At 65.1% G+C, this 26212-nt stretch carries 15 protein-coding genes and 3 pseudogenes; 9 read left to right on the forward strand and 9 right to left on the reverse strand.

Going from position 1 to position 26212, the window contains the following annotated elements:
- Positions 1-128: 128 nt before the first annotated feature.
- Positions 129-6590, reverse strand: a complete 6462-nt coding sequence (locus OG912_RS37750) for an RHS repeat domain-containing protein (protein WP_327713291.1) — start codon at positions 6588-6590, stop codon at positions 129-131.
- A 138-nt stretch (positions 6591-6728) separates the two neighbouring features.
- Entirely contained in the window at positions 6729-10829 is a 4101-nt protein-coding gene (locus OG912_RS37755; protein ID WP_327713292.1) for a LamG-like jellyroll fold domain-containing protein, read from the reverse strand.
- Positions 10830-11261: 432 nt separating this feature from the next.
- Here OG912_RS37755 and OG912_RS37760 point away from each other — a divergent pair.
- A pseudogene (locus OG912_RS37760) lies at positions 11262-11738 on the forward strand (Scr1 family TA system antitoxin-like transcriptional regulator); the annotation flags it as partial.
- Between the two features lie 708 nt (positions 11739-12446).
- Entirely contained in the window at positions 12447-12836 is a 390-nt protein-coding gene (locus OG912_RS37765; RefSeq protein WP_327713293.1) for a hypothetical protein, read from the forward strand.
- A gap of 124 nt (positions 12837-12960) precedes the next feature.
- Here the strand turns inward: OG912_RS37765 and OG912_RS37770 are convergent, their stop codons facing one another.
- Both OG912_RS37770 and OG912_RS37775 read right to left on the reverse strand, forming a co-directional pair.
- A complete protein-coding gene (locus tag OG912_RS37770; protein ID WP_327713294.1) occupies positions 12961-14385 on the reverse strand; it encodes a competence protein CoiA family protein in 1425 nt (474 codons plus the stop codon).
- Between the two features lie 105 nt (positions 14386-14490).
- Positions 14491-15948 carry a competence protein CoiA family protein gene (locus OG912_RS37775; protein ID WP_327713295.1) on the reverse strand — a complete coding sequence of 486 codons (1458 nt, stop codon included), beginning with the start codon at positions 15946-15948 and terminating at the stop codon, positions 14491-14493.
- 154 nt (positions 15949-16102) lie between these two features.
- On the opposite strand from OG912_RS37775, the gene OG912_RS37780 reads away from it, so the two are divergent.
- The 3 genes from OG912_RS37780 to OG912_RS37790 all read left to right on the forward strand — a co-directional run bounded on the left by OG912_RS37780 (position 16103) and on the right by OG912_RS37790 (position 17169).
- Positions 16103-16636 carry an AAA family ATPase gene (locus OG912_RS37780; RefSeq protein ID WP_327713648.1) on the forward strand — a complete coding sequence of 178 codons (534 nt, stop codon included), beginning with the start codon at positions 16103-16105 and terminating at the stop codon, positions 16634-16636.
- A gap of 75 nt (positions 16637-16711) precedes the next feature.
- Positions 16712-16954, forward strand: a complete 243-nt coding sequence (locus OG912_RS37785) for a hypothetical protein (RefSeq protein WP_327713296.1) — start codon at positions 16712-16714, stop codon at positions 16952-16954.
- Entirely contained in the window at positions 16951-17169 is a 219-nt protein-coding gene (locus tag OG912_RS37790; protein ID WP_327713297.1) for a winged helix DNA-binding protein, read from the forward strand. Before OG912_RS37785 ends, OG912_RS37790 begins: the two co-directional genes overlap by 4 nt.
- A gap of 453 nt (positions 17170-17622) precedes the next feature.
- On the opposite strand, the gene OG912_RS37795 is transcribed toward OG912_RS37790, so the two are convergent.
- The 3 genes and pseudogenes from OG912_RS37795 to OG912_RS37805 all read right to left on the reverse strand — a co-directional run.
- Positions 17623-18528, reverse strand: a complete 906-nt coding sequence (locus OG912_RS37795) for a hypothetical protein (protein WP_327713298.1) — start codon at positions 18526-18528, stop codon at positions 17623-17625.
- Between the two features lie 129 nt (positions 18529-18657).
- A complete protein-coding gene (locus OG912_RS37800; RefSeq protein WP_327713299.1) occupies positions 18658-19581 on the reverse strand; it encodes a hypothetical protein in 924 nt (307 codons plus the stop codon).
- A 124-nt stretch (positions 19582-19705) separates the two neighbouring features.
- Positions 19706-19891: pseudogene (locus OG912_RS37805) on the reverse strand (hypothetical protein); the annotation flags it as partial.
- Between the two features lie 542 nt (positions 19892-20433).
- Between OG912_RS37805 and OG912_RS37810 the strand changes: the two are divergent.
- The 3 genes from OG912_RS37810 (at position 20434) to OG912_RS37820 (ending at position 22288) form a co-directional block, all read left to right on the forward strand.
- A complete protein-coding gene (locus OG912_RS37810) occupies positions 20434-21015 on the forward strand; it encodes a S1 RNA-binding domain-containing protein (RefSeq protein WP_327713649.1) in 582 nt (193 codons plus the stop codon).
- Positions 21016-21046: 31 nt separating this feature from the next.
- A protein-coding gene (locus OG912_RS37815; protein WP_443061067.1) for an IS5 family transposase occupies positions 21047-21978 on the forward strand; the annotation gives its coding sequence in 2 pieces (ribosomal slippage) (positions 21047-21419 and positions 21419-21978; 933 coding nt in all).
- A 37-nt stretch (positions 21979-22015) separates the two neighbouring features.
- Positions 22016-22288: a hypothetical protein gene (locus tag OG912_RS37820; protein WP_327713301.1), complete on the forward strand. Its 273-nt coding sequence runs from the start codon at positions 22016-22018 to the stop codon at positions 22286-22288.
- A gap of 78 nt (positions 22289-22366) precedes the next feature.
- On the opposite strand, the gene OG912_RS37825 is transcribed toward OG912_RS37820, so the two are convergent.
- Positions 22367-22825 (reverse strand): SMI1/KNR4 family protein, encoded by a 459-nt coding sequence (locus OG912_RS37825; protein WP_327713302.1) that lies wholly within the window; start codon positions 22823-22825, stop codon positions 22367-22369.
- 136 nt (positions 22826-22961) lie between these two features.
- Positions 22962-23791, reverse strand: a pseudogene (locus OG912_RS37830) (IS5 family transposase).
- Positions 23792-24909: 1118 nt separating this feature from the next.
- Between OG912_RS37830 and OG912_RS37835 the strand changes: the two are divergent.
- On the forward strand, positions 24910-25428 hold the full coding sequence (locus tag OG912_RS37835) for an SMI1/KNR4 family protein (RefSeq protein WP_327713303.1): 519 nt from the start codon (positions 24910-24912) through the stop codon (positions 25426-25428).
- The last annotated feature ends 784 nt before the right edge of the window (positions 25429-26212 follow it).

The raw sequence follows: 26212 nt of genomic DNA on the forward strand, positions 1-26212 counted from the left end.
GAGTAGCCACCCGGCTCAGCGACATGCTTGAGACAAGGCAACATAGTGACACTCGGAGTGGCCGAGCACCAACTGGGGCGCTCGGCCACTCCGTGATTTCTGTATGGTCAATCTACGGCATGATTGCCCTACCTTCCACCCATTCCCACTTTACCGTTGCCGTAGGTCCACTCATTAAAACCTCCCCGTGCATTCGGCCAGTGTACCGTCAGTTCTCTCTTGCCCAGAACTCTGTTCAGCACGGCATCGCAACCGAGTGGCTGCCTGCATGGCCCTGCTGGGTTATTGATATAGATCTCGGCTTTTTTGATGTCGTCCCTGATCATGACCGCAGCAAATTTCTGTTCTGCATCACTAGCGCGAGCTGACGTCGATGCGCCCTTCGTGATGCCCAATTGCTGGAGTCTTCCATTGAGAATATCTATCAATTTCTTGTCGAGTACCTTATTGCCGCTCTGGACGCTGTAGATGCTTCCCTTGCTGGTAATCCCAAGTCCATTGGTGGGCCCACCCGCTTTATACACGTTTCGCTTAATTGCGTCCTTCAGGGCTTTCAGCGTTTGTGTAACAGAAAAAGCTTCCTCGCCGGCTCGTGCTCCTGCTAGGAGACGGCTTGGGCCACCGGGGGTCCAAGGTATGACCTGATCGCTGGGCGTTAGGTAATCGCACCGCCCGTCGACCGTACACATGAGTTGCGGCTCGGGGGGGTCCATAAGGAGCGCTGATTTAAAGAGGCGGTAGACGACGCGGGCCACCGGCTGAACGAGCCGGAGTGGAAGGTCCGTGATACCCGGACCTGTGGGTGGCTCGGGCGACGGTGCTGCTCCAGGACTGGGGCTCGGTGTCGTACCGCTGCTGCTCTGATGGCAGGTGTAGTAGCAGCCGTTCGGGCCGGTACCCCCGATGGGCTTGCCGAGATCTTTTCGCTGCTTGCCTGTGCGGTTCATGCTGTGGCCGGTGCCGTCATCGAGATACAGGCCAGTGGGGTCGGAGAAGGTGGCAGGGTTGTTGTTGCTGTACGTGTAGCCGTTCATCTGCTGGGGGTCGGCTACGTCCAGGACCGGGTCGATGGAGATGAAGCGGCCGAGGTCGGCGTCGTATTCGCGTGCGCCGAGGTGGGTGAGACCGGTGGTCTTGGTGTCGTTGGTGCCGCCCACGAAGCCCTTGGTGCCGGGCCAGGTGGCGGGTGCCGGGCCGCGCTCTCCGCCGAAGGGAAGGGAGCGTCGCTGGGTGATGGCAAGGTCGGTGGCTTGGATGGCGAGTTCGCCGGTGCCGTGGTGATCGGCGATGGTGAAGGCGAAGGTGCCGTCGTCGTTGCGGATGGCTGTCTGGCCGCCGCCGAGGTCGAAGTACCGGGTGGCCTTGGCCTTGGTGGCGCCGGTGGGAAGGGTGACTTCGGTGTTCCCCAGGTACAGGGTGGTCTCGGTCGGGGTTCGGCCTATGAGCCGGTTGCCGGAGGCGTCGTAGAGGTAGCTGGTGGTCTTGCCGCTCTTGGTGACAGTTTCCAGGTGGCCCTCGACGTCCCAGGTGAGCGACTGGCCCGGGCGGGTGATGGTGTTCCCGCTCGCGTCGTAGGTGTAGTTGTCGGTGCTGCTTCCGGCAGGGCCCGTGACGGTCCGTGAGGTCAGGCGGTGCGCGTGGGGTGAGCCGGGGGTGGGGTAGGAGTAGGTGTCCTTGACGTCCTTTGCCGCGTCACCCGCTATGTCGTGCTGCGTCTGGGTGGCACGATTGCCGGCCTTGTCGTAGGTGAAGGACTGCCAGTACGGGGCTGGGCCGCCGGTCTTGTCTGCGGCGGGTGTGGCCACGCAGGTGTCGACGGGCTGGGCCCAGGCTTCGGTGAGACGGCCGAGGTAGTCGTAGGTGAAGCACTGGTTGTCCGTGCCGGTGGTGGTGGCGTCCGATACCGAGCGGACGTTTCCTGCTTCGTCGTAGGCGTAAACGGCGTAGCGGTCGGATCCGGACTGGCCCGTTCGATCCACGCGGGAGGTGGCCAGGCGCTGGGTTCCCGGTTCGTAGGAGTTGGTGACTTCTGTGATTTTGCTTCCGCCACTCAGCCCCATCTGGAACTGCAGAGGCTTGCCGGTGTTGCTGTAGCTGCTGACGCGCGAGGTCATGCCCTCCCCATAGACGGTTTCCGGGCGCAGCGTGGCGTTGTCGTAGGTGTAGTTGACGGAGCCGCCTGGCAGTGAACCGGCTGCGGAGTAGGCGAAGGAAGCGATCAAGCCGGAGGTTTGGAAGGTTGTTCCGGTCTGGTAGGTGCCCTGGAGGGCGCCTTCGACGGCAGGGATGACAACGGCGGTCCGGGTGGGCCGGTACAGCTCGTCGTACTGGGTGATCTTTGATGTGTAGGGCTGCCCGTTCACATAGCGGGTTGATTCGGCGAGTTGTCCCTTGGCACCTGTGACGGTGTCGTAGACCTGCTTCGTCCGCAGGGTTCCGGTGGCGGACTTCTCGCGTACCTCGGTCTGGCGGCCGAGGTTGTCGTAGACGTAGGCGAGTCCGGGGACGTCGGTACGCGAGCCCTGGACGAACGTCACCTGGCCACGGTCGTCGTACTTCGTGGTCGTGGTGCCCTGGTCCGGGTCAGTCGCCGAATCCTTACGGCCCAGCTGGTCGTAGGTGTACGTCCAGTTGTTGCCGGCGGGGTCGGTTACCTCGTCCAGTTCATTGCGCGGCGTGTAGTGGTAGAAGGTGCTGTCGTAGGCAGCGGTAGCGGCACGGGTGTGGAGCTGGCGCAGTTCCGTGGTGTTGCCGCGTGCGTCGCTGAGGGTGGTGGTGGCTGTGCCGCCGACCGGTGGGATGACAGTGACACGGTCCCCGCCGTAGATGGTCTTGGTGGTGCTGAGGATCTGGCCTTCATCACCGTTGCCGGCCATCTCCTGGGCCTGTACGGCGCGGTTCAGCCCGTCGTACGCAACAAGCATCTGGGTTTCGACCGAGAGCGCGTTATTCGGCTCGAAGAGCTCGGTACTGGCCGCGTCGGTGACGTAGTACGGCGCAAAGGCCCGGGTCGCGAGGCCACGTTCGTCGTAGAAGGTGTCCGTGAGGATGCTGCCGCCATCGGGCCCGGGTTCCTGGGTCTGGCGGCTTCGGAGAAATCCGTCGAACAGTTCGTAGGTCGTGATCTGCCCGCCGGTGTTGTTCAGCGACTTGGTTGTGACCGCGACCGCCTTGCCCTCGGCGACCGTGTAAACGAACTCTGCGGTGGGCGTCGACGTATTGCGGCGATTGGCTGCCCAGACCTTGGTCGTCCGTCCCAGTGCGTCGTACGCGTACTGGGTGACGTTGTTGTTCGTGTCGGTCTGCTTGGCGACAAGCCCCCGCGCCGGGTCGATGTCCGTGGTGGTGGTCTGCGCTGTTGTCGCGTCGGAAGCCTGGGCTGGTGGTGTGGTCACCTTCGCCTGAGTAGCGAATCCGGTGGCGGGCGTGTACGCGGTCGTGGTGATGCGACCGTCCGTACGGGCGGTCCGGACCGGGGTGCCGTCATCCGTGACCGTCACATTCGCGGTCAGGTCGGTCACCGTCAGCTGCCGGCCGTAGCTGTCGAACGTGCCCCCGGCTTCGAGATAGGTCGCCTTCGTACCGTCATGGCTCTTCAGGGTGGCGATGGCAGTCACGTCCCCCTTCGTGGGGACGGCACCGTAGGCGCCACCGTCGTAGACCGAGCGGACGTCGCTCAGGACGTCCTTCTTCCGGTCGACGGACGCGTCACAGGCCTTTGCGACCGTCTCCACGCGAACCGGCATGCTGAGGATTGCGGTGGCCGCATCGCCAGCGTAGGTGGTACGTGTGCATGTGTTGTCAATCGAGGTGGAGTCGTCGCCGTAGTCGTCGGCTTCGATCACGCGGCCGGCAACGGTGTCGTGCTTGGTGGCCGTTGCGGTGGTGCGCCACTTGGTGCCTGCACCCGCGTCCAGCGACGTCCAGGTCTTGCTGCTGGAGATACCGGTGAAGTTGGAGGTGACGGTGCCCCAGTCCCGGACCTTCTTCGCGGTCTGCTGGTACCAGGGACGGCTGATCGTCTTGCCGAGAACCTTGCCACCGGGCTTGTCGAAGGTCATCGTCTTGTAGCCGAAGCCTGCAACGGCTTCGTGGTCGGTGATGGCTTCGCCTTCGTCCGCGTCCGGTGTGACGGAGACGGACTTGGTACCTCCAGCAGCGTCCTTCCGGTCGCCGTTCATGCCGCGCAGGAAGTAGCTGTCCTGCTGGGTCTTCATCTCACCGGTGCCGCCCTGCCCACCGGTCCTGACCCTGACGTGCTCGTAGCCACGCCACTGGGACCAGGTCTTCTCCTTCTCCTTGGTCAGCCCGTCGTCATCGTCGTAATGCCAAGCGGCATCGCCGATGTAGTCGTACTGCGTGACTTGGTCAGGCGACTTCCCTGTACGGTCCGTTTTGGTCACCGATGTGGTGACGTACTTGTTGAACCACTGAAGGTTCGCGCCATCGGTGCTGTCACCGCCGATGTACTGCGGGAAGCACCGAGTGGTGTTCGTCTCGGGGGTCGGCAGACCACTCCAGTTGCACGTCGGCTCGGAGTAGTTGGCACTGACCTTGCCGCCCGACTCATCGGAGATCGTGAAGAGGCGATCCTTGATGAAGGGGGCGTAGCCGTCCCCAGTCTTGTCGAGGCGGTTCGCAAGCTGTGTATAGGTGAACGTGGTCTTCGGCAGCTTGATGGTCGGCGTTGCCGATTCACCGGTGTGCTGAATGCTGTCCAGCAGCAGCTGGTAGTCGACATCCGCCTTACCCCAGTGGTGTTCGAACGCCCAGGAGTCGACCTTGCCGGGGGTCCCGTCGGCCTTGAGCACCTGAGTCCTGATGCCGGTCAGCCGCTTGCGGGTCCAGAAGGACGGGGAGAGCCGGCCGCTGTCGCAGCTGCTGGCAGCCTTGCAGTTCAGGTCCCAAGGCGTGTCGTACCAGTAGCTGGACTTTGAGTCGATCGTGTCTTCTTCGCAGGTCACGCCGGTCTGTGGAAGGCAGCGCTCTGCGTTGTCGAAGATAACCTGGGCCAGCGGCTTGGCGTAGGTGTCGTTGGACCGCAGGCCGTAATTGATGTTCTTGAGGTACCCACCGCGGACGTACGTGGTGTCGTCATCGGCCTTCAGATTGCGGCCGTAGGAGTTTTGCTCCTTGCCGTACTGGTAGGTCATGGTGTTGCCGTGGGCGTCGATGACCAGGTCGAGGTTCCACCGCCATGCCTGCTGGCACCAGGACTCGGCGAAGGTTGCGCCGTGGCACTTCTCGTCGGTGTTGTTCCCGAAAACTGGGACGGTCCACGTTGAGTCTGTGGCCGCCTTGCCCGCAGCCCATCCCGGGGGATGGTTGTAGCCGAAGTAGTAGCGGGTTCCATCCGGCGTGGTCAGTCGCCAGTACTCGCCGTCGTTGTCGCCGTTCTCCTTCTTGGTGTCGAAGAGACGGACGATCTTCGTACCGTCATCGTTCTTGAACCTGAAGGCGTTGGCACCGTCCGGTACAAGCTCGCCACCTGAGCCGTTGAACGAGATGAACGCGTTGTCGTAGGACCAGCACAGGTCGCCGGGCTTGCTGCCGTCAGCGTTCTTCACACCGTCGTCCGCGCACGGCTTGTAGCGGCGCTCGATGGACCCGGACGACAGGTCGAAACCGTCTCCGACCCAGGAACCCTGGTTGTTCGTCCCGCCGGTACGCCCGTCGATGGCGCCCGAGGAGTAGGAAAGGCCGACGCTCGGCTTCATGCCGCCCGGTACATCGGGAACCTGGAAGTCGTAGGACCAGTTGAAGTCACCGGAGTTGAGGCTGGTGCTCCATGTCGAGGAGGGCGAGAGAGAGGTGGCCTTGTAGTCGCCCTTGTCTCCCTCTGTTGTTGCCGTGGCTGCCAGGACCGTGGGTGCGACTGTCTGGAGTGCGACGGCGCTGGCGGTCAGCGTCTGCTGAGCGCTGTCGCGGACTGCGGCGACCGGCTTGGCGACACGGCACTTCTCCTGCTCAGGTGTTGTCAGTGCGCAGGAAGGCAGCTCAACCAGGTGCATGCGGGAGGCATACGAGCCGCCGAAGGACTGGGCGAAGGAGGAGTAGTCGACGGAGACATCGACCGGTGTTTCGCCCTTGCCGGCTGAGGCAGGAACCTTCGGGGCGAGGGTGAAGAGCAACCCCTTCACCCCTGCCCGCTTGGCGTGCTGGGAGTCGAGGATTCGTGAGGTGACACTGCTCGGATCAGCGGCCTCGCTGGCCGCGCCGCTCTTCGTCTTGCTCTTGCCCGCCACGCCACTCGTGGCACGCGCGAGCCCGATCGGCTGCCCCTGCGGCGAGGCGAACCGCTTCGCGCCCTTGGCACCCTGAGCCGGAAGCGCTGTGGTGACCTGGGTGGGCTGCGGCAGTTTGGCCCGAGGAGCCTTCTCCGGTACCCGGGAGCCCGTGTACTGTGCACGCGGCTTGACCTTGCCGGTCTTGCTGCCTGCGACGGGCTTCTCCGACGACGGCGCCCCCGGCAGATTGCTGGCTGCGACGGATACGGGCGCCGCTACACCCTGCAGCAGGGACGCGATGAGGACGCTGGATAGCGCGAGTGATGTTCTGCGGAGCAGCCGGGCCCCGGGGGTGGCTTTCATAAGTGGCGTGTCCATCGCTGTTGGGCGCCCGGCCACCTATGTGAGCCGAGCGCAGAAGATGAAGTGAAAATCCGCAAGAGCGCTGGTCGTATTGGGTGGGCGGGCCCGCGTGGGCCCGCCCACCCGATACGAGAGACTTCAGAAGCGGTTACCGCTGGGAACCTCGGTCGGGATGTCGAAGAGGGTTCCGTTCAGCTGCTGGACCTGGCTGTCGTCCAGGGCACCCTGGAACGCCCACACATCGTCCACCGAGCCAGCGAAGTAGCTGCCGGGCAGGTCTTCCTTCGCCCGGCCGATTTGCACGGACTTCGCAGCCTTGAAGCTGAGCGCGTCCTCTGCCAAGGACCCGGGGATCTCACAAGCAGGTTCGCCTGCCCCCTCGTCGCTGTCCGCACCACTGCAGACCGCGGTCTGGATCTGGCCGTTGACGTACAGGCGGAGCTCCTTGGCGAACCCGTCATACACCACTGCCAGGTGATTCCAGCTGGTGACATCGTTGAACGCGGTGTTGCTCACGGCAGTCACCGTGGCCCCCGTGGTGCTGTCCTTGTCCGGAACGGACAACACCCAACTGCCGAGCCCCTCAGGATTCTTCGGATCAGGTTGGAAACGGACCTCGAACGAGCTGCGGTTTGTGCCCTCGGCACTCATCACGACCATGCTGTGGTCAGGCACTGCTGCCGCCTGAGCCCAAGCCGTCATGGTGAAGCTCACCCCCGTATCGACGGGCATCGTCGAGGTTGCCGCGTAAGCACTCTCACCATCGAGTTCCAGGCCGCTGTTGTCGATCTGCCCCGACCCCAGCCGCGCAGATCCGTACAGACTCATGGGCCTGTTCTCCGGCGTCGCATCGGCCACCGTCGGCGGGAGGGTGCTCGTTGCCTCTTCGAACTGCCAGCGCCCCTCGATCACCGGGCTCTGACGGAACATCTGCTGGACTTCTTCAGCAGAGACCGGCCGGTCGTACAGACGCACGTCATCGATCTGCCCGGGGAAGTACTCGATGAGCCTGCCGCCGTCGACGCTCAGTGCTCCGACCTGGACGTTCCCACCAGCGTAGAAGGGCTCGGCCGGGGCAGCGACGCTGCCGGCCTTGGCACCGTTGACGTACAGAGTCAGCGTCTGCGCTACCTGGTCGTGGACCCCGACCAGGTGTACCCAGTCACCGGCGTAGGCCTTGGCCCCCTCCGGTTGAAGAGCAGCGATCTGGGAGGCGCCCACCGCATCGTCCGAGAACTGCTTGAAGCCCCATCGGTTGTAGGTGTTGGAGTAGTACAGCTCGTAGCCGGGCCGGTTGGTGCCCAACTGCGCCACGACTGTGGCCGCCCCGTCGGGAAGACGGTCGAGCTTTGCCCACGCCGATACGGTGAAGGGGCGCTGGGTGTCGGTGTGCGGGGCGGCGGTGCGGGCGTAGCCCGTCGTGCCATCCAGCTGCAGGGCGTGGCCGGCGAGGCCTGCGGCTCCGAGCTGGGCACCGCCGTTGAGCGCCAGTGGCTGGGTATCGGCGTGTCCGACCACCTCGGTCGTCTTTTTGGCCTCGGTCTCGTTTTCGGCCTTGGGCTGATATTCGGGCTCGTCCAGCGGGAAGACCGTACGGGCCGTTCGGCCGTTGCCTATGGGCTCGAGCCGGTACAGGTTTGCCACTTCCGCGGCGCTGATCGGCTTGTCGAAGATGCGCAGTTCATCGATGGTGCCGGGAAAGAACGACTTCAGGACGCCGTCGTACTTGCCGGCACCGATCTGCAGCCCGCGGCGTGCATCCCACGCCGTCGTGTACGGGGTGGAGCCGGCCAGCGTGCCATTGACATACAGAGACAGCGCCTTGTCCACGCCGCTGTAGATCCCGACAAGGTGCGTCCACTCACCAACGGCCACGCCGCCTGGGTCAGGTGCCATTGCTCTGATGATGGAAGCGTTCGGCGTGTCCGAGGAGAACTGATTGAAGACCCACCGCGTCTTTTCCGCGGAGTAGTAGAGCTCGAATCCTGGTGCATAGTTGCCGGGCTGCGCTGCGATGATCGCAGCGTTGTCGGGAATCTTGTCAAGTTTGACCCAGGCCGAGACGCTGAAGCCGTTCGCCGTGTTGATGGTCGGGATATCGGTTGCCGCATATCCGGTCGCGCCGTCGAGGTGGAGGGCGGTTCCCTTCTTGCCCTCCACCTCGGGGGTCGCCCCACCGTGGAGAGTGGCGACGCGGGCACCGGAGCTGCCTTCGGCCTGGCCTGCCGCGGCGTCGTCGTCCATCTCCCACATAGCCCTCTCGGGCTGGCCGGCACTTACCTTGAATTGGTACGTATAAGGAGCGCTGGCACGGCCCGATCCGTCGATCGCCTGGGCCATGATGAAGTTCACTCCCACCTTGGACGGCAGTAGTTTGATCGACTTTGCCGCCCCAGCTGATGTGGCCACTGTGTTCTTCGGGGACGGGTCGGTATTGATGCCGTACCAGTACTTGGTGACATCAGAGTCCGAGCCCTTGAGCTGGAACGTTCCGTACTTGCCTACGCCGTCGAACCAGGGATCGTCTTCGCCACGTATTGACTCGGGATAGTCGGACGACGTGATGGTCGGAGTCGCAGGAGCTGCCGCGTCGTATGTGAAGTAGCAGCTGGTGGCGCTGCCTGCGTTGGACCAGGGTGAGTACTGCGCCCCGTCGTAGGTCCGCACATACCAGTTGATCTGTGTCCCGTCCTTGGGCAATACGGACGCAGGCAGGGAGATATAGAACTGCGAGCCCGATGCTTTGAAAGTGGTCAGTGCGGGCTTCCACCGTGCGATGAGACCCTTACCGTCCTTAGTATCCCAGCCTGCCCGGAACTGAACGGCAACCTTGTCACCGTCAGGGTCGGTGACACCATTGGCGTAGATCACTCCGAGAGTGCGCACCATCGGCGGCGACGCGCTCGGACTCTTGCACGCCCCGCCATACTGCATCGTCAACTGCGACATCTTGACCTGGGCCGGCGGCCGGTTGTACTTCACCCGCAGAAACGCCTTGTTTGAAAACCGCTTCCACGCGTACCCGTCCGACTCGCTTGCCGCACGTAGCCCGAACGTCATCGTCGACGACCCGGCGTTGGCGATCTCCTGGACCGCGGACTTCACATCGAACTCTGCATCCTTCGCTGAGCAACCGTCGTACCCGTACGCAAAAGACGAAGATTTCAGTTGCTTAATCCAGAAACCAGCCGCATTCTGTGAGTTCCATGTGGTCGCGGACGATATGTCTTTCGTGCGCCACAGCTCGACGCTCCGGGCGGAACAGGAAGCAGACCACGTGTTACGCACGACGAACTCTGCGGAAAGGATCGTCTTGCCCGCGAACTTGGACGTGGGAATCCGGTACAAAAGCCGCTTAGTATCGTTCGGCTGGCAATAGGCCCAGTTGCAGTAACCCATCCCCGCAGTGGACTCGCCGTTGAACTTCCACTGCGGGGACGACGCCCAGTACTTCGACGCCATCGTCCACCCCGAGGCCAGCGGCGTATCGAACTGGGGATCGATGAACACCGGATACGCCGTGTCCGCCCCACGAAGAACGTCCGAGTCCGGCGTCAGTACCAGCTCGTCACCCTCGGCCGGAACAGCCACCTCGACCTGGGCCAGCTTCCCTGACTCGGTCGCACCCGGCTCCTCGCCCGCAGCAGGCGAAGCCGCTGCCAATGCCCGCGACGCGGAACCACTCGCGGCCGCGCCCTCACCGGGAACACTCGAGTCCCACATCATCGGCCTCGGCGCCTCGAAAACCGTCCCGCCGGCACCCTCGTCCACCGCCCGCACGCCACCCTCACTCGTGCGGACGACATCGAGCCCCTGCGCATCCAGCTTCAGCCGAACCTCCGAGAGCCGAGGATCGGCAGCCGCCTCCGCCGAGTTGACCACAAGCAACTGCGTGTAGCCGGTCTCCTGCGCCTCCATGCGCAGATCCACCCCAGGAAGCACATCCTGATACGTAGCGAGCGCACCACTGAGAACCGGCTTCGGCAGCACACCGGGCCAGGTCAGCGACAGCTCACGGCCAGCCTTCGTCATCCGCACCAACGGCGCATCGCCACCACCGGAGAACTCAAGCCCCACCGCAGCCGCCTTCGGCGCAACCGTTCCCTTCTCGGTCACTGCCAGGTCGGTGTCCACCGGCTTCCACCGACCATCCACCCGGGTCCGGACCGGCCGCAGATACTCACGCGCTTCCAAGCCGCCGTCAGTGGTCGCGAAGACATCACTGGTCTCGCTGCGCATCGATGTCACCTCAACGGGGACGCCCGTTCGCCGGGCTTTCGCCTGGGCGGCTTCGACGCTCGCCTCGCCCGATGAGGTGGGCTCACCCTCCTCCTGGAGCGCAGCGGCCTGGCCGGCAGGGGGAGGTGCTGCGAAAGCAGTGTCCGGCCCCAGACCAGCAATCACCGCCAGACCCAAGACACCCGTCAACACCCCAGTACTGCCGCGCGATCGGATACGCGCCCACATAGCCCCACCCTAGAAAAGTCACATTGTGAGAATTCCCTGAAGATGGGAACCAGGTGTGACCCTAGGCAGGGAAATCACAGACAGGCAGAGGAAGGATCTTGGGCGCACAACCCAAAACGCCCTTCTCGTCTGTGTTTCGCGTCACGGTTGTACATGGTTAGCCCTTTATTTAGTCAAATATTGTATGGGGCATCAGATTCCATTGGCTTCCTTCAGGCCTCGGCGTTCGTGACCACCCTCATGACTCAGATCACCCGCTTCCAGGGCACACCCGACAACGTTGCCGAAGCCGTCGCCGCCCGCGTGGCACGCTCCCGGTTCCTCTACGAGGGCGGCCACCGCTACGTCGTCCTCATGGAGGAATCCGTCCTGCGCTTCCGCACCGCCGACCCTGAGGCGATGCGCGGGCAGCTGCGCCACCTCCTGGCGGTGATGCAGCTCGCTTTTGTTTCGTTGGGGATTATCCCGTTCACCGCGCAGCGCACCGTGTGGCCGCTCAAGGCGTTCTACGTCCATGACGGCACCATGGCCGTGGTGGAGACGCTGACAGCGGAGATCAAGGTGACGCAGCCGCGCGAGCTCGCCGACTACGCGAAGGCGTTCGCCGGCCTCGCGGAGATGGCGGTCTACGGGGACACGGCCCGAGCGCTCATCCGGGCCGCGATCGACGCCTTGGAGTGAACTTCCGCAATTCTCCGCAACTTCGTTGAGTGCGCGGACCGTGCGTGCGTAGCGTCGACGGCACCGACGGACCACCAGCCGGAGAGGCGGGGCCCCTTGCGCGCACACCCCGAGAGCACCGCCCCGGCCCTGGAGGGCCGCGGACTCCAGTCGCCTGCCTACGGCGTCCCCTCCCCAGCCCTGCTCGCCCGCGCGGACCGCGGCTTCGCCAGGTTCCTCGGTCAGCACGACGAGGACCAGAAGGACGGAGATGGCGGCGAGGACCCAGCGTTGATCGCCGGCCACCCGCACCCGACGCTCCCGGCAGCGAGGACCGCCATGCACACCAGCACACTCACGGTCCTGCACGACCCCGACGGACTGATCGAAGCAGAGCTCCCCCAGACCGCGCACCATACGAGTGCCTCATCAAAGCCGTCCTCGCGTGGGCCGGCTCGGACACACTCACGACCGCGAATACGAGCAGATCGCCTCCAGCTGACCGGTCACGCCCGCGCGTCGCCTCCGACGTCCGCCGCCGCGCCGACCAGCTCCCGATGGACAGCGGACCCAAGGCGCTCGCCGACGTCATCCTGCGCGAGACGGAAGACCAGCTTTTCGTAAAACTGGAGGGCAACGTGCGCTGCGTCCAGAACCGCGCCCGGATGGTGCGCGCCCTCTACGAACGCCTCGACCGCCTCACGGAGACCACGCCACCAGGAGGATCCAGTGCCCTACCCGCAACTGCTCACCCCCGAGGAGAAGCTCGCCGACGCGAAGAGGCTGTTGAGCCTCCCGCGTATCGTCGTGATCTGCGGCTCCACCCGCTTCATGACCGAGATGACCGAGGCCGATCTGCGGGAAACCAAAGCCGGAAAGGTCGTCGTCAAACCAGGCTGTGACATGAAGTCGCCGCACGAACTCTGGTCCGACCCTGTCGAGGCCGAGGCGCTGAAGGTTCGACTCGACGATCTGCACCGAGCGAAGATCCGGCTCGCTGATGAGGTGCTCGTAGTCGGCGACTACATCGGAGACAGCACCCGAGCCGAAATCGCCTACGCCCGGTCGCTGGGCAAACCCGTGCGGTTCACACACCCCGAAGTCGACCCTGAAGCCTGACCGCCCGCTGCCACCTCGACAACCAGGGCCGGCAGCCCGCCGCCTGACCGTCTCGCGGTGGCTTGACCGCCGCCCACCCCAGGCCGCACATGTGTGAGTGGCCCGGCAGAGAAACGGTCGGATGTCAGAGCATGGTGAGCTGCTCATGCTCGGGCATGTCGAAGTGCGTGATCCGTCCTTCGTGCCCCATCTCCTGCAGCTCCCTGGCTTCCTGGGCGCTGCGGACCAGGGCGTGTTCTTCCCTCGTCCGGGACGAGGTTGCCAGCAGGGAGGGGCATGGGCGCACGATTCCGTACAGGGAACGGCGTCGTCTGTCCTGCGTGTACAGCGGTACTCCGCAGGCGTACACCGGGTCCATCAGCAGCTTCTCGGGGATCTGCACCCACAGCTTCTCCTCGCGCCGGGCCCGCTCGGCCACCGCTGCGAACAACTCCGCGATCTGCTGCTTCGACAGCCTGGCCCACCACGCGTTCGCCGCCTCCACAGCCTGACGCTCCCGCTCCTCCCGCTCGGCCTGCTCCCGAGCGAGACGCTGCGCCTCCGCGGCCTTCTCCTGGGCACGACGGGCTTCCTCCTCGGCCCACCGTCGGCGCCACGCCTCCATACGGATACGGGACTCTTCCTCCTGCTGCTTATTCCGTCGAGCGGTTTCCTCCGCCTTCCGGATCCGTTCCTTCTCCTCCAGCTCCTTCCGCTGGCGTTCGGCGGCCTCCTCCCGCAGGCGCTGGCGCTCCTCGCGTTCCTCTTTTGCCGCTTCCTGGCCCTGCCGCATCAGCTCGTGCCGCGTCTGGCCGTCGGCCGACTGCAGGGATGTCCACCACCGGCCCCGACGGAACCGCAGCCGCTCGCCGTCGACCACACGAGGCACCTTGCGGTAGCGCGGATAGCTCTCCACGGACACGAGTTGCCCTTGGAGCACCCAGCGGACGAACTGCTGCAGCTGCTCTTCGCGGAAGACCCAGCTGCCGGCGGCGTAGTCGAACCCGGCGACACCGTCGTCCACCACCCAGACCTGTCCCCGGTCCTCCGGCGCGCGTACCCGTACCGCGGGCACTGCGCTGATCCACTGCGGCGGCTTCTTGTTCGGGGACACCCAGCACACCAGGATCCCCTCGGCCCGGTAGCGCTCGGTGCGCTCGTGGATGTCGTCGATGGTGATGGGGGACAGCTGGGCCTCCCAGGCCATGCGCTGGATTCCATCAGTGGAGGTGGCCATGACGTCCGCGCGCCACGAGCCGTCCGCGGCCGGCACTTCTAGTTCGGCGAACCATCCGGCGTCCCGGATCGCGGTCGCCATCTCCAGCTTGAGCATGTGGTGCTCCCGCGACTCGTTCGACAACTCGCAGGAAGGCGGCCGGCCAGGGTCGTGGGCGAAGAACCGGAACCCGTAGCGGGAGACCTTGGCGTGCAGGCCCCATTCACACTCCGGGCAGGTAAGCGGCGGGCGGGGTCGGACTTTGTGGACCTGGGACCAGTCCAGCTTGTGGCCCAGGTCGGCCAGGGTGGCATCGAGGCGGCCGTGGTCGGCATGCAGCGCGGTGAAAGGCATGAATCGCATCTCCTGGCGCCGGCGTAATTCGCGACGTATCTGACGGGACAGGGAATACCAGGTGCCACTGACAACCGGCCCACGGTGCAGGACCGGCCCGCGTCCTTACTGAGTCCGGGAAGACAGGGACGGTTCGTGGCCGGCAAGGCCGAAGTGGGTGATGCGTCCGGCACGCAGGCCGCCCGCCTCCAAAGCCCGGGCCTCGCCCGCGTCACGGGCGAAGACCTGCTGATAGATCAGCTGGGGGGAGAGAGGAAGCAAGTCCGGGCAGGGGCGCACGATTCCGTACAGCCGGTTGAAGGCATGCACCGGAACCCCGTAGGCGAAGTTCGCCGCGATGCCGCCGCCCTCGGGAATCCGAACCTGAACCCGCTCGCGCTTCCATGCCGCGTCGACAACGGTCCTGAACAGTTCCTCGACCTGCGGGCGAGACAGCAGCGCCCACCACTCCTCTCCAGTGGTGTGGGCCCGCAGCTCCAGTTCCTGCAGAGCGGCCTGTCGCTGGGCATCGAGCTCCTGCTCATGCATGAACTCCTCCAGGACCCGGCGTTCTCGAAGTGCCGCCCGATGCCGGGATTCTTCCTCTTCGTGCCGCGCCCGAAGCCGACTGGCGGATACCTTCTGCTCCAGCTTCTGCGCGTCCCTCTCCACCTTGGCCTCATGGCGCCTTCGCTGGGCCTTCTGACCAGCGGGGGAAGCCAGCCACGCCCTACGGCGCTCCCTGGACGCGGTCTCCAGCTCCTGCCTCCGGGCCTCACGCCGGCGCGTGTCCTCCGCCCGCTGCTTCCGCTCCCGTTCGTACGCGCTCTGCGCCTCTACCGACTGGCGGGAGGCCCACCACAGATCGCGGACAAACCAGCGAGTCTCCTCACCGACGATCCGTGTCACCTCGCGGTGAGGCGGCAGGCTCCGCCAGGGACGCAGCTGACCGCGAAGGACCCACCTCACGAACTGGGCCAGCTCCGCCTCCTGGAAGAACCACCCGCTGGAGACGAAGCTGCCGAGACCGTCGTCCACGACCCAGGACTCATCAACGCCCTCTGGCGCCCGTACACGCACGGACGGCACAGCCCCCAGCCACACCGGCGGGCGCTTGTGAGGGGACACCCAGCACACGCTGACGCCTTCGGGCGCGTACCGGTCGGTCCGCGCCGTGATGTCCTCCACCGTGATCGGGGAAAGCTGCGCCTCCCACGCCATGCGCTGCTCGCTGTCGGGCGAGGTCGCCATCACGTCGGCCCTCCAGGAGCCGTCGGCGGCGGCGACCTCGAGTTCGGCGAACCATCCGGCCGCGCGAATGGCTCCGGCCATCTCCAGCTTGAGCATGTGGTGTTCCCAGGACTCGTTCGCCAGGGAGCACTCCGGCGGCCGCCCGCCGTCGTGGCAGAAGAACCGCACACGGTTCGGAGAGTGCTTGGCGTGTACGCCCCACGCGCACTCAGGGCAGGTGAGGGCGACACGGGGTGAGACCTTGTAGACCCGGGACCACTCCAGGCCGGCCCCGAGGTCGGGCTGGGTCGCGTCGATACGGCCCGCTTCCGGGTGCAGGGCAGTAAAAGGCATAAAAGCGCATCTCCTGAATGATCTGTCGCATACGGTGACTAACCTGACAGGACAGGAGATAGCAGGTAGCACTGACAATCCCGTTCCGGGCGGTGTGGAACCCCCGTCGGGTGCAGCAGATGTGCCGGCGGCCGCCGGTAGGGTCATGCGGATGATGGTGGGCACCACAGAGACTCGGCTCGTTCTCCTGCGCGGGAACAGTGCCTCGGGCAAGTCATCGATCGCGGCCCGCATCCGGGAGCGCTTCGGCCGCGGCCTGGCCCTGGTCGGCCAGGACAACCTCCGCCGGATCGTCCTGCGCGAACACGACCGCCCCGGCGGCGCGAACATCGGCCTCATCGACACCGTCGCCCGCTACAGCCTCGACGCCGGCTACCACGTCGTCCTCGAAGGCATCCTGTACGCCGACCACTACGGACAGATGCTCCAGCAGCTGCGGACCGAACACCGCGGGCACACCCACTGCTACTACCTGGACGTCCCCTTCCCCGAGACCCTGGCCAGGCACGCGACCAAACCCATCGCGGACGAGGTCGACGAGAACCAGCTGCGTGAGTGGTACCGGCCGCTTGATCTCCTGCCCGGCAGCATCGAGACCGTCATCGACGCCGACAGCATCCTGACGGACACCGTCGACCGCATCATGCACGACACCGACCTCGCACGGCTCCCCGCACGGGACCACTGACCAGCGCCGGGCAACGAGTACGGACGCGTGTGTCCCGACATGACAAGGAAATCGAACATACGCTCTAATGCCGGGATGGATGCCCCCACCTTCCCCGCCGACCTGGTCCAGGCCCAGCGCGACCTCAACGCCACGTACGACGCCCTCGCAGCCCCCCGCCAGCACGGCAACACCGCACTGCGCCGCCGCCTGCTCCTCCTGTCCGCCCGCATCTGGTGGCACCCCTTCTGGAACACCCGCCCGCCCGGCAGGCCGGCGGACCGGACCGAACTACGCCGCCAGGCCCGCGGTGACTGTCACGTAGCGAGGGCGGCATGAGTATCGACGCCCCGACCGATCGGCAGGTCCAGATTCTGCGGGTGATCAGAAACTGGATCGCGGATCACGGCGAAGGGCCCTCGATCCGCCAGATCGGAGAACGGGTCGGCCTGTCCAGCACCAGCTCGGTCGCCTACCAACTCGGTCGCCTGGAAGGCCTGGGACTGATCAGCCGCACTGGGCGCCGTTGGCGCTCCTGCCACCTCGGCACCTGAGTTCTTCGCTCTGCCAGCGGCACGCGGCCTACCGGGCCTTGTTCCCGGCCCGTCACAGAGCTCCGGACCGGTGACCAGGCCGACGACCTGGCGGCGGTGGCCTGGGGGGCCAGTCCGCTGCGCCTCGGCCTCGGTGGCGGGCTCGGCGCGGGTCCGCCACAGCATGCCGGGCAGGTCTCGGAGTCGCGCCTTACGGCGGGGCGTCGTACACAGGGAACATGAGCGAGGAACAGACGTCGTGGCACCCGGGCGAGATCGTGCCGGAGAGCGGGATCTACGAGTGCGACTGCGGGGCGGGTCACCACTGGAGCACCGACGTGAAAGGCCACCGGTTCCCGCCCGTTCCTGCAGGCTGCCCCGGGGCCGCGTGGGCGTTCCGGACGGACGCGCACCCCGACTCTTCGTACCCAGGCACCTGATCAGCCGGAAGGGAGCCCAGGGCGGTTATGGAGATCAGGCCGGTGGTGTACGTGAGCCGTCCTCGGGAGGCGTGAGGAGCGGGCCGGGGCCGGCGGCCCGGCGGCCTGGGACGGCGGGGGAGAGGTAGCCGCGGCCCCGGGCCGCTTTTATCCAGTCCTTGATAGTCGGTTCCGGGCGGTTGAACAGGTCAGCCAGGCGGCGATGGAGGCCAGGACCGTTGATGGCTTCACGGAGATAGGCATGGGCCACGGCGCGCAGGAGGCCACCGTCGAGCGGGGGCCGCCCTCGCTGCGCCGGCTGTGCGAGCGCGTTCGCATTCTCCAGGGCTCGCAGGGACGGTGGTGCGAGGTCTGATCCCGCGGCCCGCGATCTGCCCAAGACCGTGACACCTTCCTCCTTCCACGACTGGTCGGCCAGCTCGGCCTGGGCCCGGGCGACGATCTGACCCAGTGGGATGCGGCGCAACACGTCACTGGTGATCGGCACGGACACTGCTACCGCCGCATCCTCGTCCGGAGGGCCGACGAAGTCTCCCCAGTCGTCCCAGTAACCCCACCCTGGCCGCCAGAGCTCGAGTTCGATTACTCCGAGGCCGGTTCCTTGGTTCGCGAGGATGCCGTGCACAGTAACCGGCAGATCAGCTGCCTTGTAGAGAAAGTCCGCGACATAGCCGGGGCCGCGCTCTCGCTCTTTGACGAACAGAGTGAGTTCCGGGCCTGGTACGGCATCTTCGGGGATCTCCGCCAGGTCGGGGTAGTCATCCCAGGGTTCCATCACGGTGGAAATGAGAGAGCTCTTCCAGAGGTCAAGCTCCTGCGTGCTGCGCGCACAGTCGTAGGAGTGGTCACGGACACGAGGATGGTCTGGCTTCACGCGGAGTTCGTCTTCGGGAGCATCGGGGTTGGCGTAATCGTCGGCGCTGAACACGGGCTCGGGCATACGCCCAGGCTAAAGACAACCGGTTCGCGCAGTGGAGGGGAAAAGCGGGTGAGTAGGAGCGCGAGACAAGTCATCCTGACACTGCCCGCAGGTCTGGGGACCAGTGGCGCCCAGCTGGCGTTGGCACAGTCACCCGAGCTCGTTGTTTCCCAGCGCGTGCCGTGCCGCGGTCAGGAACATTCTTCGGGTCTCGCTCAGCCGAGTGGACTGGCCCGTCATGTACTCGAGGACGGTGATCCGGCCCTCGTTGACGGCGTCGCGCAACAGCACGGCAGCTTCTTCGCGCGGCAGGTCGGTCCTCTCGAAAAGCTGCACTGCCATCTCGTACACGTGCCGCAGGGCAGCGTAGGCCTCACCGATGGATTCGAACGGGTGGTCACCTCGCGGTACGTAGTGGCCGAGAGCGCTGATCGTGCCCGGACGGACACCGCGCGGCGTTTCCACAGCTGAATAGGCGTCGCGCATGCCGGCGAGACGTACCTGGAGGTCGAGCAGCGCGTTGACCGCATCATTAATCGGTGTGTTCAGCAGCTCCCGCCGTGTGACAGCGCTCCTCTCTTCCACCTGCCTGGCATAGAGGGCACGCCAGGTACGGGCAGCGAAACTGCTGCCCAGCGCGGCGTCAGCGATCTCATCGCAACAGATCACCAGCTCCTGCGCGGCCCCCACCAGTTCTGCGTCGCCCTCCAGCTCCAAGACAGCTAGCGCCCTCTGGAGATCACGACTGGCCGGACGCAGATTGTCCGATGCGCCCGTGCCATCCAGGACCTGGTCCAGAATCCCGACCAGCTCCCCGATGGCGAGGAGGAAGACCGAACATGCCTCCCGGCGCACGCCGCGCAGCCACTGGTCGTGAGCCGAGTCCGACTGTGCTCGGACCGTGTCCAGCGCGGCTTGGTAGGCCGTTTCCGCTTGGCGGAGACCTGCCTCGTGTGTGGCGCTGGCAGTCTGGAGTGCAGCACGAAGCTGCCAGCGGCCGATCAGTAGCGTGCACGGCACCCCCACGACAGCTACCGAGGTGGTGGCGACCAGCGCGATCCCTTGTAAGTCCATCGCAGCTCATCGTGCCAATCCGCAGCAGGTGAGACAGGGGATTCAGCTCAAGTCACCACCTGCCCAACGCAGGGGAACGCGTCTCTGACAGAGGTCGGTACGCCCTCTACGCTGCCGCGTATGGCACGCACAGCTCGGCAGCAGTCGCGGGCAGCTTCTCCGCGAACGCGCGGGCCTCTTCGACGTTCTGGTGGAACATCATGACCGTACGCAGGTTGTACGCGGCCGCGTGCTCCAGGAGCGCGGTCTGCAACAGGGCCAGGCGCCGGCCCCGCCGCGTCTCCTCCGACTTCCCGAGGACCGGCGAGGGAGCTGGCCCGCCCTGGAGTTCCCGGTAGTCGTGGCCTCGCTCGGGCTCAGCGTCCGTCTCACCGTCGCTGCCGGAGAGCCGGGCTCCCGGGCCGAGACAGTGGATGCGCCTCGTCCCGGCTCTGCGCGGCTGCCCGGAGTCGGGGACGAGCATCTGGAGGCCGGAGCCGGCCGCGGCCGTGCACGTCGCGTACGAGAAGGACACGCGGCGCGCCCTTCTCACCGGCTGGTGCCGAGGCCGGCTCTCTGGCCTGGCCTTGCCGCAGGGCTTGGCCCCGACTACTCCTTCGCTGGTCTTTCGACCAGTTCGACCAGCACCGTGGCGAGTTGATGCTGGTCGTGGGGGTGAGACTCTGAGGTGAGGCGGAGAGCCGCAGATTTGTCCGTCCCAGGGTATTGAAGCTCTACTAGGCCCAGGCCGGTTAGGGTGCCTTCTTCTAGGACTTGTCCGGCCGATCATGGTCTCGGCTACTGAGGCATAGCGGGAGCTGCAGCTCGTCGATGACATGGTCGGCCCTCGGCACCGTGTGCCAGGGTGGCGGTATGGATTGGCAGTCTGAGAGCCCGGAACTCTGGGCATTTTTGGAGACCTTGCACCGCGGCGACATCCTGTCCGGCACCGTCGCGGCGATCGAACGGTTCGGAGTCTTCGTGGCCCTGGACGACGGACCTGCCCATCCCCTCTTCCCCGGTGTCGGGTTCATCGTCATCCCCGAACTGTCCTGGAGGCGCATCGACGCCCCCACCGATGTCGTTCACGTAGGCCAGCGGGTCTCGTGCGAGTTCCTCCAGTTCGACACCTACAACCTGGAGGCCAGACTGTCCTTGAAGGCGCTGGAGCCCGACCCCCTGCGGGCTTTCGCCGACCGCACGGTGGGTCAGGAAATCCGCGGAACAGTGGAGAAGACAGTTCCCATCGGCGTCTTCGTCGAGCTCGGAGACGGGTTCGTCGGGCTGGTCCCCTCCAGAGAGATCGACGGTCGGCCCGCCGTGAGTCCGGTGGAAGACTTGAAGGCCGGAGAGGAGATCACCGTCATCGTCACGGAAATCGACCTGCCGACCCGTCGAATCTTTCTTTCCAGGCCGAAGAACGCCCAGCGCGAAGGTGTCGTGTCGGCCACGTGACGGCCAGCGTGTTCCAGCCGTTGATGTGAGCATGGGGCGGGGTGATCTGAGTGATGCCGAGTGGGAGCGGCTGCGGCCGTTCCTGCCTGTTAGCAACCGGCGTTGTGGCAGGTGGCGGGATCACCGGCAGGTGATCGACGGGATTCTGCACCGGGTGCGGACCGGCGTTCAGTGGCGTGACCTGCCCGAACGGTTCGGTCCGTGGAAGACGGTCTATGAACGCCACCGCCTGTGGTCGGCCGACGGGACCTGGGAGCGTCTGCTCCAGCAGGTCCAGGCCACGGCTGACGCTGCAGGCGAGATCGACTGGGACATCTCGGTCGACTCCACCATCGTCCGCGCGCATCAGCATGCGGCAGGCGCCCGCACCGACCCACCGCCGGCCCCAGGACCAAAGGGGGCCTCAGGGGTGGAACACCAGACCGAGACGCCGTGGCAGAGCCTTCTCGCCCGCCTGGTGGAGGTGGTGCTGGAGGTGAGGGCCTGGGCCGCTCTCGGGGCGGGTTCACCAGCAAGCTTCACCTGAGCGCGGACGGCCGCTGCCGCCCTCTGTCCCTGATCGTCACGCCAGGTCAGCGGGCAGACTGCACCCAGTTCATCGCGGTGCTGGAGAAGATCCGAGTGCCTAGACCGGGCCTGGGACGGCCACGCAAGAAGCCCGACAGCCTTGCGGCCGACAGGGCCTACAGCAACGGCCTCATTCGCGAGTACTTGCGACGGCGGGGCATCCGCCACACGATTCCGGAAAAGAGTGACAGCCAGGCGGCCCGCCGGCGCAAAGGCACACGCGGTGGACGGCCGCCCGGCTTCGATGAGGACCGTTACAAGAAGCGCAACACCGTCGAGCGGGCGATCAATCGCATGAAGCAGTTCCGAGCCGTCGCCACTCGCTACGACAAGCGCGGTTACGTCTTCCTCGGCACCGCCACCGCGGCGGCCGTCGCGATCTGGCTCCGCACATGATCGGCCGGACAAGTCCTAGCCGGCGGACTGGAGACGGATGATGGAGCAGGACGAGGCCCTACAGCTTGCGGCGGGGGTCCTTGCGCACAGTCAGCGTGATGACGAACCGCCTCTCGCCATCGACGCAAAGCGGGTCCGTGAGAGCAACGGGTTGCTGATCGTGCCCTACAACTCTGTGCAGTACCTCGCCTCGCGTGATGCGAGAGAGCAGCTGTTGGACTGCTGGCCCATCCTCGTCGACCTTGCACTTGGAGACGTGCGATTCGGAACCCTGGACGAGCGACATCTGTGGAGGAGTCCGAGCACCTGACGAGTCTGCGGCTGTTCGCCACAGCAGTTACGTGACGCCCTTACAACCGCTAACACAATGAGGTGCTGGGGCCAGTTCCTATAGGTTTCCCGGCTCGCCGTTGGCGACGAACCGTGTCAGGACTTGCTCCAACTGCTCCAGAAACTGCCGCAGGTCATCGGCCACCCGGTCGAGCTCGGGCCCGTCCAGCGATGCCGTTCGCGTCCGATAGACCGCCCCGCCAGGACCAGCGACATAGGATAGGCCGCCGCCGTTCGAGCCCATCACCAGCCCGCGGGCCTTCTGGTCCGCGCCGACTTCGACAGCTCCGCACTCCGTGAGCTGCAGAAGGACATCCCCTGCTGGGACGACGAAGTAGCCGTTGCCGACGTCCGCCCAAGTGACGTCACCGATGGTGTCGTAGAAGGTGACCAGGTCAGCCGGAGCGAGGCTCTCTTGGGCAAGCATGCGAGCCGTGGCCTGGTCGTCGTGGTCGGCGGGCCGGACCTCGTTGGTGCCCGGGGGAAAGCTGTGCCGGCGCTCGAAATCGTCGGTCATTGCCTTCAGTGCCTCTGAGACCCTGCTCATCCACGAAGCCAGCCAAGCAGGCGAAAGCGAACGGTCACTCATGAGAGCGGATCATGACATGCGTCGCGGACATTCACGAGGTGACCAGCAATCTTGCTGTTCGAGGTCAACGCAATGTCCTGAGTTGTCGGTGGGTGATGAGGCAGCAGGCGAGTTTGAGGAAGGCTTCGTGGATGTCTGCTCGTCGCTCCCAGCGGATGCGGAGGGCGTTTGAAGCCGTGGAGCCAGGCGAAGCTGCGTTCGACGACCCAGCGGTAGGTGCCCAGCCCTGTGCCGTGGAGGGTGCCGCGGCGGGCGATGGCCGGCACGATGCGGCGTTTTCGGACCTGGTCGCGGTAGATGTCGTGGTCGTACCCGCGGTCGGCGAAGAGTGAGTCCGGCTTGCGTCGTGGGTGCCCGATCCGGCCTCTGATGGGTGGGATGGCGTCGATCAGCGGCATGAGCTGGGTGACGTCGTTGCGGTTGCCGCCGGTCAGGATCACGGCGAGGGGTGTGCCGTGGCCGTCGGTGATCAGGTGGTGTTTCGATCCGGATCGGCCACGATCGACCGGACTCGGTCCCGTCCGGTCCCCCCTTTTATGGCTCGCACGTGGCTGGAGTCGACCACCGCACGCGACCAGTCGAGGCGGGCTGCCGCGTTGAGCTCGGCCAGCAGCACTTCGTGCAGCTGCTGCCAGACGCCAGCCTCGTTCCAGTCTCGCAGTCGCCGCCAGCAGGTCATACCCGAGCCGAAGCCCAGCTCCTTGGGCAGGTACTCCCATTGGATGCCGGTGTGCAGGACAAAGAGGATGCCGCACAGCACCTGTCGGTCCGGCAGCGGCTTCCGTCCAGGGTGCCGAACCCGGCGTTCCTTGCGTGGCAGCAGCGGCTCGATCCGCTCCCACAGGTCATCCGACACGATCCACGGCGAAGTCCCCATGACCGGACAACGCCCAACTCCTGACGCGGACACGGTCAACAGGACCGATCCACGTCATTGTGTTAGCCGTTGTTAGTGAACTATGGGGGAAGACTCCGAGATGGGTCAACCCCACTGCTCAGGCACACCGCGGCCCGATACCGGATAGCTCCAAGCCGGGAAGTCTGGAATTCTCCACCTCTGTAAAACCTAAGCCCCAGAGAAACACTCCCTCCGGATACGTTTCATGGGAGGCAGGCGTGGAGGGTGGCGTCACCTCTTTCATTAAGGACGGCGACGAGTGGGCCTCAATTCCAATCATCATCACAGAGGTGCGGTAGACATGGATTCGAAAGATCTTGACCCAGCAGGTATGAAAAGAATTCTCGAACGGGGCATCCATCTAGGTGATTTGAGGTTTCTCGCTCAGATCGATATCGATTCCGGAGCGCTGGAGAAGCGCTGGAGAAGCGCTGGGGCGGTCCAGAGACCGTGCGCGATGACCTTGCGGAATGGCTCTGTTTTGCATTCTCTCTAGTGAATGGAGAAGCATTCTTCCTGCAGCGGGACGTGTACCACCCTCCGACCCATGAATTTGTCCTCAGCGTGACCGCGGGCCTCTTCTCCGTGAACGCTGCCGGCCGGATCGTTGAAGCCTTGGGGGTCGCCGGGGCGCGGGCTACGCATGTGAGCGACGAGGCTGCTCCGTAGCTCGACGCTTCAAACCTCGACCTTTCGTGACGGTCCGTCGGCTTCCTCGGCGGGCCGTTTCGATTGTTCGGGCAGGCTGATGGCCCACTCGGCCCAACGGCCAGCAAATCACCTTGGCGCAGGTGGCCGAGGATCACCAAGAGCGTCACATAAAAGAGGTCCGAGGCACTCCGTATCAGTACAACGGGAACGTGGCAGGGCACCTACCGGACACCACTTGGTCGGGTAAGTGGAGTCCTTATTGCTGGCACCAACAGGATTGGCGAGTCAACTCCCTGGTTGGGGCATATGCAAGGAAGTACAACAAGGGGTACAAGCCGACCGGCTTCTACTACGCCGGAGTTTCACCGGATCCGAGTACCTACACCACGGAACGGGTGACTGGGTCAGTCAGCAGGGGCCAGTACGGTATCTGTCAGATATCGCGATCATGAGGAGTTGAGCTGTGCAGATGAAAGAACTCGTCGGACAGGTGATGGCCACGCTGGTGAAATCGTATTTCGCCGATTCCCCGATGGGCGCCGGCCGCCGCCCGGTGATCCGTCCGCCTGCGGAACCCTGGGCGTTGGCTGAGCTGGAGGCCCGCGCCGGTCAGTTGTTTGAGGTCGGATACCGGCAGTTCCTGTCGCTTACGGACGGCTTGGAGGGTTTCCCTCTCGTTCTGCTTGGCTGCCAGGACTGGGAGCCCGGGGGTTTGGGCGAGGCTGCTGAGGAGTTCCGGGAGACGGTTCTGGACAGTGATCCCGAGGATGTTGGTATCTCTCCCCAGACTCCCCTCTTTCCAGTGGCCGTCAACGTTGATCGCAGCCAGGGGATTTTCTTGATTGACACCGCTGGTGCCGCAGAGGAACGGTTTTGGTGGACCGGCGAGGGGGACAGCTTCTTCTTCGTCGGGTTCGCTGATGTCCTCGCTTTCCTGAACGACGTGGGTTCCCGTGACCCGAGGGAGTCACTCTGCACCTGAAGCGTGTTGCTGAAGTTTGGGCATACACCCAAGATTTTCGCTCCGCCAAGGACCCCTACCCTGCCCCGGTCGTGTGGTTCCAGTTGGGCTTGGGTGTCTGTGATGGCGGGCGTGGGGTGGTGGTTAGCTCGGGCAGTGCGGGAGGCGCTGCGCTGGCTTGTGGTGGGTGCGTCGGCCCAGCGGGCCGGCGCGCGCAGGGGAACGGGGCGCCTTCTCTCTGGAAGGCTCACAGGGGCCTTGAGGGCATTTCAGGAAGGTTCTGGGATATCAGCGCTGGCTGCCTGTCAGGTCAGGACGGGGCGTTTCCGTGCCCCTTCCCGGGCGTGGTTCTGTGATCTCCTGAATTCCATTGGTGACGGGTCCGGTTGGGCTGTTCCGTGGCGGTTGATGTCCCGCCCGACGGGCGGGCGGCACCCTGCTGTTTGTACGGTCGCTACCCTGGTGCATCATGTGATGCACCAGGGTGCGATGGGTGGGTTCATGGCGGGATCGCATCACCCCATAGGGTCGGTGGTGCGGATGACGCAGCCAATCACTCTGCACCAGTTGCCTTGCTGGCCGCCCTCCCGCAGCCGGTGGAGGGCGGATCACATCGAACGCGGTTCCCCTTCACTGCTGCCATCTTGAGCCCTCATCACCGGCTGGCCGCAGGGCTCCACAAATCCACACCCATTTCGGCGAGTGCATGAATTCCGGAGGAATTCATTTGCAATTCGGAGGAATTGCATAAACCCGTAGGGTTTATCGTCTTTACGCCCCGTAGGGGCGTGCGTCGTTCCTCCGG

It is taken from the genome of Streptomyces sp. NBC_00464 (assembly GCF_036013915.1).
GTDB lineage: Bacteria > Actinomycetota > Actinomycetes > Streptomycetales > Streptomycetaceae > Streptomyces.